Genomic DNA, 19,031 nt, shown 5'->3' with positions numbered 1-19,031 from the left:
CATCGGACGAGCCTCGTGCGGTCTCAACGGACGGACTTGATCTGCTGGATGAGGTCGGCGCCGAAGCGCTTGCCGAACTCGGCGGTGGTCGCTTCGAGGCTCGCCTCGAAGGCGGCGCGGTCGACCGACGCGACGACGTTCATGCCGGCCTTGCGCAGGTCGTCCACGCCCTCCTTCTCGGCGCGTCCCGCCACCTCGCGCGAGACTTGGCCGCCGGCCCGGGCGGCCTCGACGAACGCCTTCTGCTCGGCGGCGCTCAGCGTCTCCCAGGCGGGCTTCGAGATCAGGATGGCGGCCCAGGAATAGATGTGGCCGCTGAGCGTCAGGTGCTTCTGCACCCGCTGGAAATGCGAGGCCGTGATGACGGCGATGGGATTCTCCTGGCCGTCGAACTGGCCCGACTGGAGCGCGCCGTAGAGGGCCGGGAAGGCGAGGGGCTCCGCCTTGACGCCCAGCGCACGGAAGCCGGCCAGCATCACGTCCGATTGCGGCACGCGCATTGACAGGCCCTTGAGGTCGTCCGGGCTCGCCACCGGCCGCCTGCCGTTGGTGATGTGGCGCATGCCGTTCTCGCCCCAGGCGAGCGCCACGAAGCCCTTCTGCTGGAATTTTCTCAGGTAGTCCTGGCCGATCGGGCCATCGAGCACCGCGTGGGCGTGGCGGGCATCCCGGAACAGGAACGGGATGTCGAAGACGCCGAAATCCGGGATGATCCCGGAGAAGGGCGCGCTCGTGATGAAGGCCATGTCGAGATGGCCGATCCGCAGCGCCTCGGCCATCTCGACCTCGCCGCCGACCGCGCCGTTCGGATACAGCTCGATCCGGTAGGCGCTGCCCGTCCTCTTGGCGACATCGGCGGCGAAGCGCTGCGCGCCGGTGCCGAGCTGCGAACCCTGGGAAAACAGATAGCCCAGCCGGAGCACGCGTTCCTGCGCCTCGGCGGTGCCGCCCATCACGGTCGCACCGATCCCGGCGAATGCCAGTGCGAGCCATAAACCTTTGCGCATCGTCCCGTCTCACTGATAGAGCCGGTGCGGGTTACGCCGCAAAAATTAATAAAATTGTCGAGATTGGAATTTTGGCCGTACAGTCGCTCCATTCTATCAATGGAGGTCAGGTTACGGTTTGCTCTCAGCTTGCATCGGGTTTGGGCAACCTGCCGTTCCGCGAGGCGGTCGGCGCGCATCCTGCCCCTAGGGCACATAGCCCGGACTTGGCACGGCGAGATCGGCCGATTATTCGACATCTCAAAGAAAGAAGCAGGCAGGAGGAACGGACCTCATGGGCGGATACTGGTTCTGCCACACCATGCAGGGTGAGTTCCGGATCGTGCTCACGCGGTGGGCCGGGCGGGACCGCGTCGTGCTCTCGTACGAAGGCGAGGCGCTGGGCTGCTACGAGACGGCCGAGGCGGCGCTCGACCGGCTGATCCACGGCGAGACCTACAAGCCCTCCTGCGGCCTCGACATCCGCCATCTCGCGGTGCCCACCAGCCTCTCGGATTGGGTCTTCGCGCCGGCGGCGCGGCACTGAGCCTAGCCGGATCCCCGCAGCCGCGCCCCGATCGCGACGCGCAGGGGAGCGAGGAGCGGGTTCAGCGCCAGCACGAAGGCGATGCCGCCGAGGATGCCGGCCAGCCGGTCGATGGCCGGCAGGATGTCGGTGGTGGCGGCCGGTCCCTGCACCATCGCGAGCAGGACCGCGATCGCCGCCTGCTGCCCGGCATAGGAGGCGTCGCCCCGCCCGTGCAGGACGATGCTGGCGAGCAGGAGCCCGCCGGTCAGGAACACGACCCAGGGCAGGAAGGCGTCCGCCACGATCGCCATGGCGACGAGCCCGTAGAGGCCGCCGAGGAGGCCGCCGATGATGCGGTTGATCGCCTTGAGGCCCGGCTCGTGCCGGGTGGCGGTGATGATGACGAAGGCGGTGATCGGCGTCTGCGCGAAGCCCGGAAGCTGGAAGGTCTCCCAGACGTCCGGAATCAGCGCGACCGCGATGCCGCCCGTGACGGCCACGGCCAGGAGGTCGGCATCGATCGGGCGGGCAAACATCCCCGGCTTCTCGGCGTCGGCCGCCGCACCGGCCCCGCTGCCGATCGCGTACTCGACGAGGCAGCCGACGACGATGCCGGTGAGCACTTCGAGGAAGCGGTAGACCGCGAAGTGCAGGCCGTCGCCCGGGTTCGCCAGCGTCCCGAACAGGACCAGGATCGCCGTGATGCCGGCGAGCAGCACCGCGTAGCTCGCGCGGCTGCGCTCCTGCCCGTAGACGGTCGCCGCCACGACGACGACGCAGCCGACCTGGAACAGCAGGTGCCGGTCGATCAGGGGCGTGAGCGCGTAGCCCGCCACGGCGCCCGCGAAGGTGCCGGCGACCCGCTCCAGGCTGCGCCGCAGCGTGGCGGCGATGCGGCCCTGGAGGATCGACACAACGGTGATGCCGGCCCACCACGGGTTGTCGAGGTTGAGGGCGAGCGCCACCAGCACCGCCGCGGTGGCGCCCACGCTCGTGCACAGGGCCGCCCGGACCGTCTCGCCGCCGCGGGCGAGCGTGAGCACCTCCTCGGCCAGGTCCCGGGCGATGCGCGCGAGGGGATCCGCCATCGCGATCCGCCTCAGCGCAGGAAGAACACGCGCGCGTCCGCGCCCATGAACAGCGCGTCGCGCGGCACCGCCCCGTCGAGCAGCACCGTCACCGGCAGCCGGCGCCGCAGCCGGATCCAGTCGGTGGTGGGCGCCACGTAGGGCAGGAGCTGGCCCGGCACCGGCTCGCGGGCGATGCCGCGCGCCACCCCCTGCACCCGGCCGCGCCAGAGGCGCCAGGGGCGGGTGTCGAGCCAGACCCAGACCTCGCGGCCGACCGGCACCGAGGCCGCCACATCCTCCTTGAAGTTGGCGATGACGCGCCACTGCCCGTCATCCACGAGACCCACCACGGGATCGCCCGCCCCGGCGTAGCGGCCGGGGCGGACGTCGAAGTTGTTCACGTAGCCCGCGACGCTGGCCCGGACGCGGGTGCGGCTGAGGTCGTACTCGGCCACGTCCAGCGCCGCCCGGGCCGCCTGCGCGTCCCGCCGCGCCTGCTCGGTCTCGCGCTGCCCGACGGCGGCCTGCGCCTTGGCCAGCGCCAGGGCACCCTGGGCGCTGCGCAGGCTCTCCCGCGCCCGATCGAGCGATTCCTGGGAGGCGTCGCCGCGCGTGGCGAGCTGGCCGAAGCGCTGGAACTCGGCCTGCGCGAGGTCGAGCGCGGCCTCCGCGGTCTCGATCCGCGCGGTCTGTTCGGCCTCCGCCTCCTGCCGGACCGTCACCGTCGCGTCCGCGCTCGCGACGCCGTCCTTCTTCGGCGCCACCGCCAGCGCGAAGGGCGCGGGATCGAGCGTCAAGAGGAGCGCCTGCGCCTCCACGCGCTCGTTGTCCTGCACGTGCACGCTCAGGACCGGGCCGGAGACCTCGGGCGCGATGCGAATCAGGTCGGAGCGGATATAGGCGTCGTCCGTGTAGGCGACGACGGCGTCCAGGCCGAGATAAGCGGCGAGCGCGAGGCCCAGTCCGGCGCAGGTCAACCAGAACCGTCGCGCGATCCGCGGTCCGGAAGCCGCCGTTCTGCCGTCCGCATTCATGACGCCACGCCGATCCCGCACCGCGCGCGTCGAAGGTCCGGCGACGGACGCTCACGCTGCGCCGGGAAAAAGCTTAGCGGAGTCGGAGCGTTGCAGGAACTCTTCGGACGAGCCTCGGGGTGCATGCCGCCGCGATGCGAGGATCGCACGTGAACATGAGTCGACAGCGCGGCGCAGGCGAGAGGGCGTCACACGATTTCCTGTCGGGAAACCAATAGAGCGCGGGGAACCCTTCTCCCGTGCGGGAGAAGGGCAGGGATGAGGGTCGAGGTGGGGCCGCAGTGAAGCGCGGAGGGTTGTGAGGGGAGCGGAACGCGTCAGGATCACGCTCGAACGGCAATGCTGGTAGCGGCAGTGATCCGGGTACTTACGGCACCCTCCCGGGACCCTCACGCGCGATCTTCGATCGCCTACCCCTCTCCCGCACGGGAGAGGTTATCCCGCGCTGTCTCATTGTTCGAGCGGATCAAGCGTAAATCGGACAGGAAAACGGGCCCGGGCGCGCGGCAGTCTCCGACGCCCGCGACCACGCCGAAACCCCGGCAGAGGCCTTCCCCCGCCGGGTCGAACAGGTGAATGCATCGGAGCCGTCGTGCCGGACCGTGTCCGGCGCCGACGGTGTCCGGGTCAGCAATCGTCGCGCTTGCCGACCTGCTGGTTGGCGCCCGCGTTGTTCATGGCGCCAACGGTGCCAGGCGAGGCCGGCTGCTGCCCGCCCGCGAGATTCTTGGCGGCCGGGTCGGTGCGATCACCCGTGCTGGTCGATCCGGTCGTGTTGCCCATGCCCTGGTTGGCGCCGACGTTGTTCATGGCACCGACGGTGCCCGGGGAGGCCGGCTGCTGGCCGCCCGCGAGGTTCTTGCTGCCGCGATCAACGTCCGAGCTTTGCTGGTTCGTCGCCTGCTGATCGGGGGATTTGCCCTTGGTCGAGCCTGTATCGCAGGGACCAGCGAGCGCAGCGCCAGCGGTCATGGCCAGGATGGCCGCCGCACCGATCCATGTCGTAGACTTCATAGCGTCTTCCTCCAGCCGTCATTGGCAGGGAAAAGCTTCAGGGCGGGCGGAAGTTCCTGCACCGGTATTCGACCTTCTGGTGGATAAGTGCGGCCGGATCGCGTGAGGGGCGGTCCCGGTCGGGCGGCAGCGATCCTGTTTCAGCGGCAGGCCTGGGGAGCCGCCCCGATCCGTCGCTGACCCGGAACGCGTGCCGCGTGACGACCGGCTCCGGACCCGGAAATGCGCTATGGTGGCGCAGTCGGGACACCACGCGCCCGCGGAGACCCGTCGATGAGAGCCGTGATCGCTGCACTTCCGCTGATCGTGCTCGGGGCCGGGGCCGAAGCCTGGGCGCAGGCGCCGAACGAGGTTCCGATCCAGCGCGACCTCCAGCGCGAGCGCCGGTTGGAGCGCCGGCTGCGGAGCGAGCAGCCGCCGATCCGCAACCCGAACATCACCCCCGACAATCCCGATGGCGTGGTCGGCTGGGACGGGCCGCCCGGGATCTTCGACGACGACATCGAAGACAGCGGGCCACTGCCCCCCGGCTCGCCGGCCGAAATCGACGACGATTAGATCGTCGGAGCGGCGGCTTCGGGCGAACGGCCGGCAACTGCTGCGACGCGATCGGCGTTGTCGCCTGCCACCGAGGATCCCGCCGGAGGTTCAGCCGATGAAGACGCTCGCCGCGGCCGTGGCCGCCCTTCTGCTCGCAGGCGCCGCGCCGGCGCTGGCGATGACCTGCTGCGGAGGCGGCAAGGGCCGGACGGCGCTATGCGGCAAGGGCGCCATGGCGATGAGCCACGGCATGCCGCGCGGCCAGAAGGGCAAGAAGGGCTGCTGCTGCGAGGGCATGTCCGCCGCCATGAGCCGGCGCGGCTGATCGTCCGGCGCGTCCCGGCGGGTGCCGTGGCGCGAGGGGCGTCGCGCCGACCCGCCATGTGCCGAGACGCACGCGCTCCCGCCTCGCCAGCCCGCTCTGGCGACGCTGCGGCCAGCCGTGCTAGACTGGCGGCATGACCCGGATGCGCCCCCTTCTGCAGGTGCTGGTGGCGATCGTGATGATCGCCGCCGGGTTCATGCTGTCGGATGCGCACGCCCATCCGGGCCATGCCTTTGGCGTGGCCGCCCATGCCCATGGCATGGCCGCGCAGACGCACGGCGCCGCCCCACCGACCGTCGCCGTCGGGGACACCATCGCGCTGGCGGACGGCGATCACGGTGCCGATTCCGATCGGTCCCATCCCGGCCAGGCCCATGCGGGCTGCTGCTGCGCGGGTCCGTGCTGCGTGGTGCTGGCCGCGCCCGTCGGCCTTCCGGTGCGCGCCGCGCATCCGGCCCGGCTGACCGGCCTTCCCGCCGATCCGGCGCATCCGGACGCCCTGTCCGAAGCTCTCCCCCGTCCGCCTCGATCCATCGCGTGAGACGCGCGCGCCCGCGCGCCTGACACCGCCGCCGCTGCGGCGGCCGGCTCTCGCTGCGAAGGATCCGTCGTTTCCATGCCTACCACGTTCACCGCGGCCCTGCGGGCGGCCGCCTTGGCCCTCGGCCTGTGGGCCGGCAGCGCCTTGGCCCATGAAGGGCACGACCACGGCAGCGAGGCCGCTGCGCCGGCAGCCCCACCCGCGCCGCGCGGCTCGTCGAGTTCGGACGCCTTCGAGCTGGTCGCGGTGGCCCGCCACGGGGCGCTGACGATCTATCTCGACCGCACGGCCACCAACGCGCCCGTCACGGACGCGGTGATCCAGGCGGACACGCCCGCCGGCACTGCTGCGGCGTCGGCGCAGCCGGACGGCAGCTATCGCCTCGACGCGCCCTGGAGCGACAAGCCCGGCGAGCACGAGGTGGTGATCACCGTCACGGCGGACGGCACCTCCGACGTCTTCCCGGTGACGATCGACGTCCACGCGCCCGCCCCCCCCGGACCGACGGCCGCGGCCGCGGCCTGGAGCGCGACCCTGGCGGTCGCCCACGACGTGCGCCAGCACCTGATCCAGCGCGATCCGGTCGCCCTGCTCATCGGCGGCGGCGGCTTCGTGCTCGGCGGGCTGGTGATGCTGCTGCTGCACAGGCGCCGGGTGGTCCCGGCCGTGGCGGTGCTGGCGCTCGCCGCCGGGCTGGTCTTCGCCACCTCCGCCCTCGCGCACGAGGGGCGTGGCGGCGACCACGCCGCCTTCGTGGCGCCGGGCAGCCGCGACCTGGCCCAGCGCCTGCCGGACGGCGGCGTGTTCGTGCCGAAGGCGACCCAGCGCCTCCTGTCGGTCCGCACCGCGGTCACCGCGCGCGCGACGCTGCCGCGCACCATCGAGCTGCCCGGCCGGGTGATCCCCGATCCGAATGCCAGTGGCGTGGTCCAATCCTCGGTCGGCGGGCGCCTCTCGCCCCCCGAGCAGGGTTTTCCGCGCCTGGGCGCCCGGGTGCGGCAGGGGGAGGTGCTCGCCTACGTCACGCCGCCCGTGCAGGCGGTGGACGTGTCCGACATGCGCCAGCGCCAGGGCGAACTCGATCAGCAAATCGCCATCGTCCAGCGGCGCGTCGAGCGCTACCAGAAGCTCACCGTCAGCGGAGCGGTCGCCCAGGTGCAGCTCGAAGAGGCCCTGGACGAGCTGAAGGGCCTGCGCGACCGGCGCGCCGCCCTCGACCGGATCCGCCGAGAGCCCGAGGCGCTGGTCGCCCCCGTCGACGGGGTCATCGCCGAGATCAACGCCATGACGGGCCAGATGGCGGGTCCCGGCGCGCAGGTCTTTTTGATCGTCGATCCCCGGCGGCTGTTCGTCGAGGCCTTGAGCTTCGACGCCCTCTCGCCCGCCCAGACGGCCACCGCGCGCCTCGCGGACGGCCGCACGCTGTCGCTCGCCTATCGCGGCGCGGGCCTCGCCGACCGCAGTCAGGCGGTGCCGGTGCAGTTCGCCGTCTCCGAGGCCGAGGCCGACCTGCGCACCGGCCAGTTCGTCACCGTGCTGGCGGCCACCGGCACGCCCCAGGACGGGCTGGCCCTGCCGCGGGCGAGCGTCGTGCGCGGCGGCAACGGCCAGTCCATCGTCTACGAGCACACCAAGCCGGAGCGGTTCGAGCCGCGCGAGGTGCGCGTCGAACCCCTCGACGCCGAGCGCGTGCTGGTGCTCTCGGGGCTGTCGGCCGGCCGGCGGATCGTCACCCAGGGCGCCGAACTCCTCAACCAAGTGCGCTGAGGAGCCGGGGCGATGTTCACCTTCCTGGTCTCCCGCTCGCTGCGGAACCGCCTTCTGGTCCTCGCCATCGCGGGCGTGCTCGTCGTCTACGGCGCCTTCGCGGTCACGCGGCTGCCGGTCGACGTGTTTCCCGATCTCAACCGGCCCACCGTCACGATCATGACCGAGGCCGAGGGGCTGGCGCCCCAGGAGGTCGAGCAGCTCGTCACCTTCCCGATCGAGACGCAGATGAACGGCCTGCCCGGCGTCACCCGGGTGCGCTCGGTCTCGGGCGTCGGCCTGTCGGTCACCTACGTCGAGTTCGACTGGGGCACCGACATCTACCGCAACCGCCAGCAGGTGGCGGAGCGCCTCGCGATGGTGCGGCCGAACCTGCCCGCCACCGTCTCGCCGATGCTCGGTCCGGTCTCCTCGATCATGGGCCAGATCGTGATGGTGGCGGTCACCGGCGAGACGGTCTCGCCGATGCAGCTGCGCGAGATCGCCGATTTCACCATCCGGCCGCGGCTCCTGACCATCCCGGGCGTCGCGCAGGTGATCCCGATGGGGGGCGAGGTGCGCCAGTTCCGCGTCGCCCCGCAGCCGACCGCCCTGCGGGCGCTCGGCGTCACCTACGAGCAGGTCGAGCGGGCGCTGGCCCAGTTCGGCACCAATGCGGGCGGCGGCTTCACCGATCAGAACGCCCGCGAGTACCTGATCCGCAACATCGGCCGCACCACCAGCCTGGACGACCTGCGCAACATGGTGGTGGCCACCGTGAACGGGCGGCCGATCCTGCTGCGGCAGGTGGCCGAGGTGTCCTTCGCCGCCCGGGTGAAGCGCGGCGATGCCGGATACCAGGGCCGGCCGGCGGTGATCGTCTCGGTGGAAAAACAGCCGGGCGTCGACACGGTGCGGCTGACCGGGGCCGTCCAGGCCGCCCTCAGGGAGCTGAGCGCCGCCCTGCCCAAGGGCGTGCAGGCCGAGGAACTGGTCTTCCGGCAGGCCGACTTCATCGAGACCTCGATCCGCAACGTCGAGACGGTGCTGATGGAGGCCATCGTGGTGGTGGCGCTGGTGCTGTTCGCGTTTCTGCTCAACCTGCGCACCACGCTGATCTCGCTCACCGCGATCCCGGTCTCGATCCTCGTCACGGCGATCGTCTTCCAGCTGCTCGGGCTGTCGATCAACACGATGACGCTCGGCGGGCTCGCCATCGCGATCGGCGAACTGGTCGACGACGCGGTCGTCGACGTCGAGAACATCTTCCGGCGCCTGCGCGAGAACCGCGAGCAGGGCGAGCCCCGCTCGGTTTTCGCAGTCGTGGTCTCGGCCTCGCAGGAGGTGCGCTCGGGCATCGTCTACGCGACCATGGTCATCGTGCTGGTCTTCGTGCCGCTGTTCGCGCTCTCGGGCATCGAGGGCCGGCTGTTCGCGCCGCTCGGCCAAGCCTACATCATCTCGATCCTGGCGAGCCTCGCGGTGTCGATCACGCTGACGCCGGTGATGGCCTACTACCTGCTGCCCGGCCTCAAGCGCCTGAACGCGCACGAGAGCGGCCTCGTGCGTGCCCTCAAGCGCGGCAACCGGGCGCTGCTCGCGGGCGCCTTCAGGTATCCCCGCGCGGTGATGGGCCTCGCGGCGGCGGCGGTGCTCGCGGCCGGCACGGCGGCCATCGTCCTGCCGCGGGCCTTCCTGCCGCCCTTCAACGAGGGCTCGTTCACGGTCAACATGACCTTCAACCCGGGCATCTCGCTCGCCGAAAGCGACCGGGTCGGTCGGATCGCCGAGACGCTGCTCCTCGAGATGCCGGACGTCCGGTCGATCGGCCGGCGTACCGGCCGGGCCGAACTCGACGAGCACGCCGAGGGCGTGCACTCCTCGGACTTGGAGATCGCGCTCAAGCCCGACGCCCGCCCGAAGACCGAGCTGGTGGCCGACATCCGCGACCGCCTCGCGGTGCTGCCGGTCTCGGTCAATGTCGGTCAGCCGATCTCGCACCGGCTCGACCACATGCTCTCGGGCGTGCGCGCCGAGATCGCCCTCAAGATCTTCGGCGAGGACCTCGACACCCTGCGGCGCCTCGGCGAGGACCTGCGCCGCCGCATGGCCGGCATCCCGGGCATCGCCGACCTGCAGGTCGAGAAGCAGGTGCTGATCCCGCAGCTGGAGATCCGCGTCGATTACGGCCGGGCCGCCCTCTACGGCGTGCAGCCCGCCGCCTTCGTCGAGCAGCTGAGCCGGCTGTCGAACGGCAGCGTCGTCTCGCGGGTGGTCGATGGCTACCGCCGCTTCGACGTGGTGATGCGCCTGCCCGATGCCTTGCGCACCACGCAGCGCCTGGGCGACCTCCTGGTCGAAACACCCTCCGGCTGGGTGCCGGCCCGGCAGATCGCCGACATCCGCGAGACCGACGGCCCCAACCAGATCCTGCGCGAGAACGCCCGCCGGCGGCTGGCGGTCTTCGCCAACACCGACGGCCGCACCGACATGGCAGGCATCGTCGCGGCCATCCAGGCGCAGGTCGGGGCGACGTCCTGGCCGGAGGGCTATACGGCAAGTCTCGAAGGCTCGTTCCAGGCGCAGGCGGAGGCCAGCCGCACGATCGGCGTGCTCTCCCTCGTCTCGCTCGCGCTGATCTACGCGATCCTCTACAGCCGCTACCGCTCGGCGGTGTTCACGCTGATCATCCTCGGCAGCATCCCGCTCGCGCTGATCGGTTCGGTGGCGGCCCTGTGGCTCTCCGGCCAGCCGCTCAGCGTCGCCTCGATGATCGGCTTCATCACGCTCGCCGGCATCGCCACGCGCAACGGCATCCTGAAGATCAGCCACATCCTGAACCTCGCCCTGCACGAGGGGCTGCCGTTCGGGCGGGATCTGGTGATCCGCGGCAGCCTGGAGCGGCTGACGCCGGTGCTGATGACCGCGCTCTCGGCCGGCGTCGCGCTGGTGCCGCTGCTCTACGGGGCGGATGCGCCGGGCAAGGAGATCCTGCACCCGGTCGCCGTGACGATCTTCGGGGGCTTGATCAGCGCCACGCTGCTCGACGCCGTGCTGACGCCGGTGCTGGTCCTGACCTTCGGCCGCGAAGCACTGGAGCGGCTGCGCGCCGCCCATGGCACGAGCCCGGACGGCGCCGAAGCATCGCCCGCCGAGGCGTTCTAAGCCCCGCTCCGGCGAGATTCTTCCGGGGCTGGGTAGCCCCCTGTCAGAGGAGACGTTCCGATGCGCATTCCTGCTCTCGCGATCCTGCTGGCTGCGGGGCTCGCCGGCTCCGCGGTCGCGCAGACACCCGGCCCCAACGGCGGTCAGACCACCGTTGCGGACGGTCACCCGATCGAATTCGTCAGCCGTGACAAGGAGATCACCTTCTTCGTGATCGGCGAGGACGGCAAGCCCGTCGACACCAAACCTCTGAGCGCGCGCGCGGTGGTGCAGGTGGGTGGCAAGACCCAGACCATCACCCTGGCGCCCGCGACGCCCAACAGGTTCACCGGGGCGCTCGCCGCGCCGCTCCCGGCCGGCAGCAAGGTCGTGCTGACGAGCAAGGTCCACGGCCACAGCCTGCAGGCGCGCTTTGAGACCAAGTAGTCTCCCGTCCGCCGCGCTGGCGGCTCTGCTGTCCGGCCTGAGCTGCGCCTCGCCGGCGCTGGCGGACCACCACCGTCTCAAGCGCGCGTTGCAGGACGCGCGCTGCATCGCACGCAGCACGACCGTGGTGGAGCGCCAAGGCGCGCTGACCGTCTACGACGTCACCTGCCTCGGGCCCGAGCCCGACCGGGTGCTGATCGTCTGCAACGGCCGGGTCTGCCGGCCGGACGATCCGGACGACGGCCGGGATGAGGAGACCCCATGAGCCCCGGGTGATGGCGGGGCCGTTCGGGCCGGTTCATCGCCACCCCTCCCTCATGGCTTGAAGGCCGACCGGAAGGCGCGCCGCAGCCGCTCGCCGTCGATGGGCTGCATGCGCAGATGAGGGCCGATGAGCTTGCGGAAGGCGAAGGCGGCCTGACCGAACTCCTCCTCGCAGCCCTCGGCGCGCTCCCTCGGCAGATCGTTCCTGGCGAGGATGGGCCGGTAGCGCCGCTTGTCCGATCCGTAGGCGAGGCAGGCGAGATTGTAGAAGCGTTGCCAGGAGAGCCCGTGCACGTCGGCGAAGGCGCCCTGGTCGATGATCTCGTGCCGGCCGAGCGTCGCGAAGAAGTGGCCGCTGCCGGCGACCACCATGCGGGCGTCGGCCGGGGCGAGGTGCAGCAGGATGAACGAGGCGACTTGGTCGGCCGCGTCCTCCTCGCGGCCGAGGATCGGGATGTCGAGAAGGTCGAACAGAGCGTGGCTGCTCTCGTGCAGCAGGATCTGGATCACCGGGCCCCGGATCGCGTCCTGGCGCGTGATGCCGCTGGCCGATCGCGTCCGCGGCGCGGCGCGCACGACGCTGTCGATCAGCTCGTAGCAGACCGTCACGCTGTGGTCCTCCGGCGCGTACCAGGCGTTCCGTTCGCCCGCGCATTCCTGGAGCCGGTAGGTGAGGCGGGCCGGCAGGCGGACGAGGCCGATGATGGCTCCGACCCGCTCCAGGACGCGGCTCTGGCGCATCTCATCGTGGATCTCGCGAAAGGCCGCCGTTTTCGGGGGCTCGTAGACGACCCGAACGGTCTCTCCGTCGCGCCCGCCCGCGCCGACCGGCGACAGGAGGCAGGCCGCCAAGGCGATCGACAGGCCGCGGCCGAGCGAGCGGCGCCGGCTCGCGCCGAACCGGACCCGCCATTCTTCGCCGCGCGCCCGCAGGGCGGTGCACCCGGTCGGCTTCGACGCCTGGGTTCCGGCAGCCGCCGGGGGAGGGCGGTCGGGGATGATCGCACCCGTCATCGGTCGCACCTCGTCGCGCGCCGGAGCGGCAGGTCGTCGATGGCGTCGGCCGCGCCGCGAGAGGACGGCCCATCCGGGCGGCGTGGGCGCAGCGTCGACGGACCTGCCCGCCGCGCTGACGCCGCAGCGTCTCCCGGGCGTTCAGTCCCGTGTCGGCACCCGACTGATGAGATTCACCTCCGCGAGAGTAGAGCCGCGCCGCGCCGGGACCCATCGGGGAAAACCCGCGATCATCCGGAGACGGATCCTGAACGCCGGACCGCGCACAGCCTCAGGGCTCGATGATCTTGTTGCGGACGGCGTAGCGGACCAGTGCAGCCGTCGTGCTCAAGCCCAGCTTGTGCATCGCCGAGGCGCGGTGGGTCTCGACCGTCTTGAGGCTGATGGCGAGCGTCTGGCCGACCTGCTTGTTCGACAGCCCCTCGGCGATCAGCTGCACCACCTCGCGCTCGCGCGCGGTGAGGGCGGCGGGTTCGGACCCCTCGGCGGGATGCGCGAGGTAGTGGGCCAGCAGGGTCTGGCTCACCCGGCCGGTAAAGTAGGGCTGGTTGCTTGCGAGGGCTTCGACGGCGGCGATGAGCTGCTGGTCGGCGTCGGATTTCAGCAGGTAGCCGCGCGCACCGGCGCCCAGGACCTCGCGCACCAGCGCCTCGCTCTCGTGCATGGTGAAGACCAGGACCTTCGTCCCCGGGCTCGCTTCCCGGATGCGGCGCGTGAGCTGCGAACCGTTCATGACCGGGAGCGAGTAGTCGATGATGGCGACGTCCGGCCTGTGCCGGGCGGCGAGGTCGATGGCCTCGGCCCCGGTGCTCGCTTCGGCCACGACCGCGAAGTCATCCCGTGCTTCGAGGATGGCCCGGACGCCGTGACGGATGGCGCTGTGGTCATCCACCGTCAGGATGGTCACCGACACGCGATCACGTCCTCCCGATTCGTCACCTCGCCGCACCCACGACCGCCTCGCAACCGGCTTCGGCCACGACGCGGGAAGGACGCGCCGGGCTGGTACAATCCCCGGCTCGCCCTCCCGCGCGCAATCAGGGTGAATCCGGAGCCGGACAGGTGGAAACCCCCGATACTTTGTTAATGCGCCGATCAGTACAGCGCAGATACGTTACAGGCTTCGCAAGAGGATGTGGTCTGCCTTTCGGATCACCGATCGCCTTCCGCGTTGAGTTTCAGCGTCTTCGATAGGATGTCCTGGCTGGGGCCGACGAGACCGTCAGGGCGAGAAGGCTCGCCTGGGGCTCCTGGTCCCCGCAGGATATCGGCCGGACACGAGGCCCGGCCACGTGTCGGGTCATGCCCCGCCACAGCCTCATGAGCGGTCCTGCAAGGAGGCTCGCACGTGGAACCGGGTCGCGCGCGACGCGAGACCGAACCGGCCGGCCCCGGCCGAGCGACGCCGGTCGCGTCGGAGGCGTCTCACCGACTCGGGCGAGGATGCCGGCTCGCCGTCTTGGAAAGGATTTTGCGCCACGAGGACGAGGAGCGTCGGCGCATCGCGCGGGACTTGCACGACACGACCGGGCAGAACCTGATCGCGGCCGGGTACGAACTCGGGATCGTCGAGCGCGCCATCACGGATCCGCCGCCGCAGGTGCGCGCGGCCCTGGCACAGGCGCGCGCGCTGCTCGACGCCAGCGTGGCGGAGCTGAGAACGCTGTCCTACGTCCTCCATCCGCCGCTTCTGGAGGAGGCGGGCCTGGGCGTCGCCCTGGCGACGCTGGCGGACGGGTTCGCGCGGCGCGCGGGCATCCCCGTGGCGGTGAGCGTCGCCGCGGAGATCGTGGACCGCCGCTGGCCGCCAGAGGCCGAACTGGCGCTCTACCGGGTCGCCCAGGAGGCGCTCACCAACGTCCAGCGGCATGCCGGCGCGACGCAGGCCCGCCTGTCCCTCCGCGTCCGGCGGTGGCGGCGACTGGAACTGTCCGTGGCGGATGGGACCGTACGGCGCGCCGCGTCCGCTCCGAGCCCAGGTCTGAGCATCGAGGGGGCTCCGGTCGTCGAGGGAGCCGGCATCCGGGGCATGCGCAGCCGGCTCGCAGCCTTGGGCGGCACCCTGACGGTCAGGCGGTCCGGGGACGGCCTGCGTGTCACCGCGACCCTGCCCCTGCGCACGCAGGCCTGTCCAGGAAAAAATCTCGACAAGGATGGCGCGGGAACCCCTCTCCCGTGCGGGAGAGGGGAAGGGGTGAGGGTCCAGGTGGGGCCGCGGGGAGCGTGGTGAGGGGAGCGGGACGGGTCAGGCAGATCCACCACCCGTCATGCTGGTAGCGGGCACCGTTGCGCCCCCTTGCTGATCCCTCCCGGGACCCTCACCCCTGCCCCTCTCCCGCACGGGAGAGGGGTTCCCCGCGCCATCGATGTCCCCGGACAGCCATGCTGCGCACGGACGGAGCATGACGCCGCCCGCAGTGGGCCACCCCCCATGTGCAGGTTCAGCGGCGGAAGCGCCCGCCGCCGCCGTAGACCCGGCCGCCCCGGAACCCGCCGCCCCGATAGACGCCGACGCGGCGGCCGTAGACCGCGCGCCCGCCGTAGACCCGGCCGCCGCGGTAGACGCGCCCGCCATAGACGGCGCCGCCCCGGTAGCCGTAGACCCCGCCGCCGCGATAGCCGTAAACCCCAGGCGCGCCGTAGACGTTCGGTCGGCAGCCGCCGTAGGGGCCGCGGTGGAAGCCGGGCCCGCAGCCTCCCGCCGCCAGCGCGGGAGCGATTCCGGGCCGGCCCGGATCGAGCGAGCCCGCCCCGAGCCACAGGCCGAGCGTCAAGGCCGCGAGCGACAACAGTCTCAGCCGCTTCATGCTCTCCTCCCGAGTCGGACGGTCGAGAGGCTAGCGGATGGGCGAGGGCGGCCCCATCGGGGAGAACCCGCATTGCCGCGGGTGAGAATCCTGAGCTGCGGTCCGGGACGCGGGCCGCAGGCCGGGCGGGCCTACAGGCAGCGCTCGAAGATCTCCTCGGCTTGGCGCACCGTCATCCGGCGGGCTGCCGGGCTGGCGATGACGGTCCGGTCGTGCGCCGTGGCCGGATCGAAGCCCTGGGCGGCGATCCCCGCATAGAGGCCGGGCACCGCGCGCCGCGCCATCTCGCGCACGCGGTCCCGCGGCAGCTGCTCGGCCGTGAAGCGATCCGGGAAGTCGATGTCGGCGTAGAGCGCCCGCACCGCCTCCGCGCAGGCCGCGATCGTCTCCTGGCGCGACAATCCGGCGGTCTCGACGTCGAGCGCCTCGGCGAGCGGCCTCACCTTCTCGGGCAGCACCGCGAGGTTGAAGGTCATGACGTGCGGCAGCAGCACCCCGACGCCGTAGGGGTGGGGCAGGTCGAGATGGCCTTCGAGGGGGAGGGACAGGGCGTGGCCGTGGCCGAGGCGGGCGTTGCCGCAGGCGATGTTCGCCATGCAGGAGGCGACGAGGTTGTTTTCGCGGGCGCGGTCGTCGTCCGCGTTGATCGAGGCCCTGAGCGAGGCGTGCTGCAGCCGGACCGCCGCGAGCGCCACCGCATCGGTGAGCGGCGAGGCGATGCCGCTGAGATAGGCCTCGACGCCGTGCGTGAGCGCGTCCACGGCCGGCAGCGCCGCAACGTGCATCGGCAGGGAGCGCAGGGTGGCGGGATCGAGGAGCGCCGCGTCCGGGAAGCTCAGGGGACCGCCGCCGAGGAGCTTGAGGTGGCGCTCCTCGTCCTTGACGATCGTCCATTGCGAGACTTCGGAGCCCGAGCCCGCCGTGGTCGGCACCATGATCATCGGCAGGGCCTTGCGGTCGAAGCGGCCGACGCCGGTGCACTCGGCCATCGGCTTGCGGTTCGTCGCCACGATGGCGATGCCCTTGCCGGTGCACATCACCGAGCCGCCGCCGATGCACACGATCCCGTCGATGCCCTCGCGCCGCACCCGCTCGCCCTGCTGGTCGATGTGGGAGCAGCGCGCGTCGATCCCGCACTCGTCGAAGCGCGCGACCGGGAGGCCCGCCTCCGCCAGCGCGTCGAGGGCGGCGGCGTGGAAGCCCTGCGCCGAGATGACGGGATCGGACACGACGAGGATCCGCGTCATTTTGAGGTCGCGGGCGAGCGTGCCGATGGTCGCGAGCGCGCCCTGGCCGGCGACGATCCGGGTCGGCATGTAGAAGCTGGTGATCATGCGGACGTCTCCTCGAAGGCGGGCCGCTCCTTGAATCCCGCGCTGCACGGGGCGGATCGGCCTCTCTTCCCTTGGTGTTGACGCCCCGCGCGGGCCGCGTCCAATAGGAACCGCAGACGAAACCCATAATCAGACATGATGGCGCCGCACGAGCCGGCAGCTTGGCCGTCAGATCGATGTCCGGCCCAAGACCACGGGCTCCCATAAGCGAAAACGATGGAAGAGGCGGCCCGCCGATATTGGACGCGGATTGTCCTTCATCACGATAATCGGCGCGATCCACCAGCATCGCTCCGACGCCCGAACCGGGCTCGCAACGACGATGCAGCCTGAGGAAACGCCCATGCCGCGCACCACCTGGACGCGACGCCTCGCGCTCGCCAGCCTGTTCGCCACCTGCCTCGCCGCGCCGGCCGGCGCGCAGATGCCGTTCCGGATCGGCGTGATCGAGGACCTGTCGGGCATGTATTCCGGCAACGGCGGCCCGAACATGGTGCTGGCCGCCCAGCTCGCCGCGGAAGAGTTCGGCGGCAAGGTGCTCGGACGCCCGATCGAGGTGACGGGCGTCGACCACCAGAACAAGCCGGATATCGGCTCCGCGCTCGCCCGGCAGCTGGTGGACCAGCGCGGCGTCTCGGCCCTGGTGCTCGGGGGCGCGAGTTCGGTCGGCCTCGCGGTGCAATCCTACGCCCGGGACCGCAAGATCACCACGATGGTGACCGGCGGCTACGCCTCGCCGTTCTCCGGCCAGAACTGCTCGCCCTACGGCACGCAGTGGGTCCCCTCGACCGGCGAACTCGCCAACGCGGTGGCGGGCTCGGTGGTGCAGGCCGGCGGCAAGTCGTGGTACTTCATCACCGCGGACTACGTCTTCGGCCACGGCCTCGCGGCGGATGCGGGCAAGGCCGTGAAGGCGGCCGGCGGCAAGGTGCTCGGCGAGATCCGCCACCCGCTCGGCGCCACCGACCTGTCCTCGCAGCTGATCCAGGCGCAGGCCTCGGGGGCCGACGTGATCGGGCTCGCCAATGCCGGCCCGGACCTCGTCAACACGATCAAGCAGGCCCGCGAGTTCGGCATCACCTCGAAGGTGGTGGCGATGCTGGTCTTCACCAACAACACCACGGCGCTCGGCCTCGACGTCGCCCAAGGCATCCGCATGGCGGTGAATTTCTACTGGGACGCGAACGACGCCAGCCGCGCCTTCGCCAAGCGCCTGATGGCCCGCAACGGCAACGTGGTGCCCACCATGGGCCACGCCGCTGCCTACGTCTCGACCCTGCACTACCTGAGATCCGTCGAGAAGGCCGGCACCGACGACGCGGCCATCGTCAACAAGGTGATGAAGGAGACGCCGATCACCGACGGGATCTACGGCAACCCGCGCATCCAGGCGAACGGCCGCGTGGTCATGGACATGTCCCTCGTCGAGGTGAAGAGCCCGAAGGAGTCGAAGAGCAAGGCCGATCTCTACCGCATCGTGGAGACGATCCCCGGCGAAAAACTGTTCACCCCCGCCGAGAAGAGCGGCTGCCCCCTCACCGCCGGCTGACCGGAGCGCGCACGATGAAGCTGTTTGCCAACCCCACCTCGCCCTTCGTGCGGATCGTCCGCATGACGCTGATCGAGAAGGGCCTGGAGGACGCGGTCGAGACCGTGTTCGTGGATGCCTGGGCGGACGACCAGGCCTTCCTCGACGCCAATCCGGCCGGCCGCGTGCCGGCCCTCGTCACCCGCGAGGGCGTGCGGTTGCCGGAAGCGCTGCTGATCCTGCGCCACCTCGAAGCGGTCCGGCCCGAGCCGGCCGTTTTTACCGGGGACGCCGGCGCCCTGGCCTGCGCCGGGCTCGCGATCGGCGTGTTCGACGCGGCGGTCGCGGTGATCATCGGGCGCAAATCGGCGCCGGACTTCGATACGGGCCTCGTGGGCACCAAGCGCTACCGCACCATGCGCGAGGGGCTCCGGCGCCTCGACGCGGCGCTGCCTGCTTCCCGGCCCGGCCCGTTCGACCTCGCCACCATCGCGGCCGTGACCGCGCTCGATTACCTCGTCTTCCGCTTCCCCGACCAGGATTGGCGCAGTCTCGCCCCGCGGATCGCGGCCCTGCGCGACGCGCATGCCGACCGGCGCTCCGTCAGCGAGACCGCACCGCGTCCGTGAGCCCCGGCTGATCGGATCACGCCACGATCACCCCTCTTTCCCGGGCGCATGCAGCGTCCGCGGAATGCGACTCGGGCTT

The 19,031-nt window shown here is 71.3% G+C and carries 19 protein-coding genes; 11 read left to right on the top strand and 8 right to left on the bottom strand.

What is annotated here, in order from left to right; all coding sequences use genetic code 11:
• Positions 1-23: 23 nt before the first annotated feature.
• Positions 24-1,007 carry a TRAP transporter substrate-binding protein DctP gene (gene dctP / locus ACKUB9_RS11505; protein WP_407521968.1) on the bottom strand — a complete coding sequence of 328 codons (984 nt, stop codon included), beginning with the start codon at positions 1,005-1,007 and terminating at the stop codon, positions 24-26.
• A 274-nt stretch (positions 1,008-1,281) separates the two neighbouring features.
• On the opposite strand from dctP, the gene ACKUB9_RS11500 reads away from it, so the two are divergent.
• Positions 1,282-1,533, top strand: coding sequence for a hypothetical protein (locus ACKUB9_RS11500; RefSeq protein ID WP_407521966.1), 252 nt, complete (start codon positions 1,282-1,284; stop codon positions 1,531-1,533).
• 2 nt (positions 1,534-1,535) lie between these two features.
• Here the strand turns inward: ACKUB9_RS11500 and ACKUB9_RS11495 are convergent, their stop codons facing one another.
• The 3 genes from ACKUB9_RS11495 to ACKUB9_RS11485 all read right to left on the bottom strand — a co-directional run bounded on the left by ACKUB9_RS11495 (position 1,536) and on the right by ACKUB9_RS11485 (position 4,633).
• Positions 1,536-2,603 (bottom strand): FUSC family protein, encoded by a 1,068-nt coding sequence (locus tag ACKUB9_RS11495; protein ID WP_407521964.1) that lies wholly within the window; start codon positions 2,601-2,603, stop codon positions 1,536-1,538.
• An 11-nt stretch (positions 2,604-2,614) separates the two neighbouring features.
• Positions 2,615-3,562: an HlyD family secretion protein gene (locus ACKUB9_RS11490; protein ID WP_407521962.1), complete on the bottom strand. Its 948-nt coding sequence runs from the start codon at positions 3,560-3,562 to the stop codon at positions 2,615-2,617.
• Between the two features lie 684 nt (positions 3,563-4,246).
• Positions 4,247-4,633, bottom strand: a complete 387-nt coding sequence (locus ACKUB9_RS11485) for an exopolysaccharide production protein YjbE (protein WP_407521960.1) — start codon at positions 4,631-4,633, stop codon at positions 4,247-4,249.
• 273 nt (positions 4,634-4,906) lie between these two features.
• On the opposite strand from ACKUB9_RS11485, the gene ACKUB9_RS11480 reads away from it, so the two are divergent.
• The 7 genes from ACKUB9_RS11480 (at position 4,907) to ACKUB9_RS11450 (ending at position 11,641) form a co-directional block, all read left to right on the top strand.
• On the top strand, positions 4,907-5,191 hold the full coding sequence (locus ACKUB9_RS11480) for a hypothetical protein (RefSeq protein ID WP_407521958.1): 285 nt from the start codon (positions 4,907-4,909) through the stop codon (positions 5,189-5,191).
• Between the two features lie 97 nt (positions 5,192-5,288).
• Positions 5,289-5,498, top strand: a complete 210-nt coding sequence (locus ACKUB9_RS11475; RefSeq protein WP_407521956.1) for a hypothetical protein — start codon at positions 5,289-5,291, stop codon at positions 5,496-5,498.
• Between the two features lie 133 nt (positions 5,499-5,631).
• A complete protein-coding gene (locus ACKUB9_RS11470; RefSeq protein WP_407521954.1) occupies positions 5,632-6,039 on the top strand; it encodes a hypothetical protein in 408 nt (135 codons plus the stop codon).
• A 75-nt stretch (positions 6,040-6,114) separates the two neighbouring features.
• Positions 6,115-7,806 carry an efflux RND transporter periplasmic adaptor subunit gene (locus ACKUB9_RS11465; protein ID WP_407521952.1) on the top strand — a complete coding sequence of 564 codons (1,692 nt, stop codon included), beginning with the start codon at positions 6,115-6,117 and terminating at the stop codon, positions 7,804-7,806.
• A 12-nt stretch (positions 7,807-7,818) separates the two neighbouring features.
• On the top strand, positions 7,819-10,950 hold the full coding sequence (locus ACKUB9_RS11460) for an efflux RND transporter permease subunit (protein ID WP_407521950.1): 3,132 nt from the start codon (positions 7,819-7,821) through the stop codon (positions 10,948-10,950).
• A gap of 60 nt (positions 10,951-11,010) precedes the next feature.
• Positions 11,011-11,376, top strand: coding sequence for a hypothetical protein (locus ACKUB9_RS11455; RefSeq protein ID WP_407521948.1), 366 nt, complete (start codon positions 11,011-11,013; stop codon positions 11,374-11,376).
• Positions 11,363-11,641 carry a hypothetical protein gene (locus ACKUB9_RS11450; protein WP_407521946.1) on the top strand — a complete coding sequence of 93 codons (279 nt, stop codon included), beginning with the start codon at positions 11,363-11,365 and terminating at the stop codon, positions 11,639-11,641. Before ACKUB9_RS11455 ends, ACKUB9_RS11450 begins: the two co-directional genes overlap by 14 nt.
• A 50-nt stretch (positions 11,642-11,691) precedes the next feature.
• On the opposite strand, the gene ACKUB9_RS11445 is transcribed toward ACKUB9_RS11450, so the two are convergent.
• Together ACKUB9_RS11445 and ACKUB9_RS11440 are read right to left on the bottom strand one after the other, a co-directional pair.
• Positions 11,692-12,654, bottom strand: a complete 963-nt coding sequence (locus ACKUB9_RS11445; RefSeq protein ID WP_407521944.1) for a DUF4344 domain-containing metallopeptidase — start codon at positions 12,652-12,654, stop codon at positions 11,692-11,694.
• A gap of 271 nt (positions 12,655-12,925) precedes the next feature.
• The gene (locus ACKUB9_RS11440) at positions 12,926-13,567 is read right to left on the bottom strand and encodes a response regulator (RefSeq protein ID WP_407521942.1); all 642 of its coding nucleotides are present in this window, start codon (positions 13,565-13,567) and stop codon (positions 12,926-12,928) included.
• Positions 13,568-14,125: 558 nt separating this feature from the next.
• Between ACKUB9_RS11440 and ACKUB9_RS11435 the strand changes: the two genes are divergently transcribed.
• Positions 14,126-14,884 carry a sensor histidine kinase gene (locus ACKUB9_RS11435; RefSeq protein ID WP_407521940.1) on the top strand — a complete coding sequence of 253 codons (759 nt, stop codon included), beginning with the start codon at positions 14,126-14,128 and terminating at the stop codon, positions 14,882-14,884.
• 211 nt (positions 14,885-15,095) lie between these two features.
• Here the strand turns inward: ACKUB9_RS11435 and ACKUB9_RS11430 are convergent, their stop codons facing one another.
• Together ACKUB9_RS11430 and ACKUB9_RS11425 are read right to left on the bottom strand one after the other, a co-directional pair.
• Positions 15,096-15,461, bottom strand: coding sequence for a GCG_CRPN prefix-to-repeats domain-containing protein (locus ACKUB9_RS11430; protein WP_407521938.1), 366 nt, complete (start codon positions 15,459-15,461; stop codon positions 15,096-15,098).
• Positions 15,462-15,592: 131 nt separating this feature from the next.
• A complete protein-coding gene (locus ACKUB9_RS11425; protein WP_407521936.1) occupies positions 15,593-16,795 on the bottom strand; it encodes an iron-containing alcohol dehydrogenase in 1,203 nt (400 codons plus the stop codon).
• A 343-nt stretch (positions 16,796-17,138) separates the two neighbouring features.
• Between ACKUB9_RS11425 and ACKUB9_RS11420 the strand changes: the two genes are divergently transcribed.
• Positions 17,139-18,344 carry an ABC transporter substrate-binding protein gene (locus ACKUB9_RS11420; RefSeq protein ID WP_407521934.1) on the top strand — a complete coding sequence of 402 codons (1,206 nt, stop codon included), beginning with the start codon at positions 17,139-17,141 and terminating at the stop codon, positions 18,342-18,344.
• Between the two features lie 14 nt (positions 18,345-18,358).
• Positions 18,359-18,952 carry a glutathione S-transferase family protein gene (locus ACKUB9_RS11415; protein ID WP_407521932.1) on the top strand — a complete coding sequence of 198 codons (594 nt, stop codon included), beginning with the start codon at positions 18,359-18,361 and terminating at the stop codon, positions 18,950-18,952.
• Positions 18,953-19,031: the final 79 nt, after the last annotated feature.

The sequence above is a fragment of the Methylobacterium oryzisoli genome (assembly GCF_046557895.1).
GTDB classification, from domain to species: domain Bacteria; phylum Pseudomonadota; class Alphaproteobacteria; order Rhizobiales; family Beijerinckiaceae; genus Methylobacterium; species Methylobacterium oryzisoli.
This window is presented reverse-complemented; position numbering and strand designations above follow the sequence as displayed.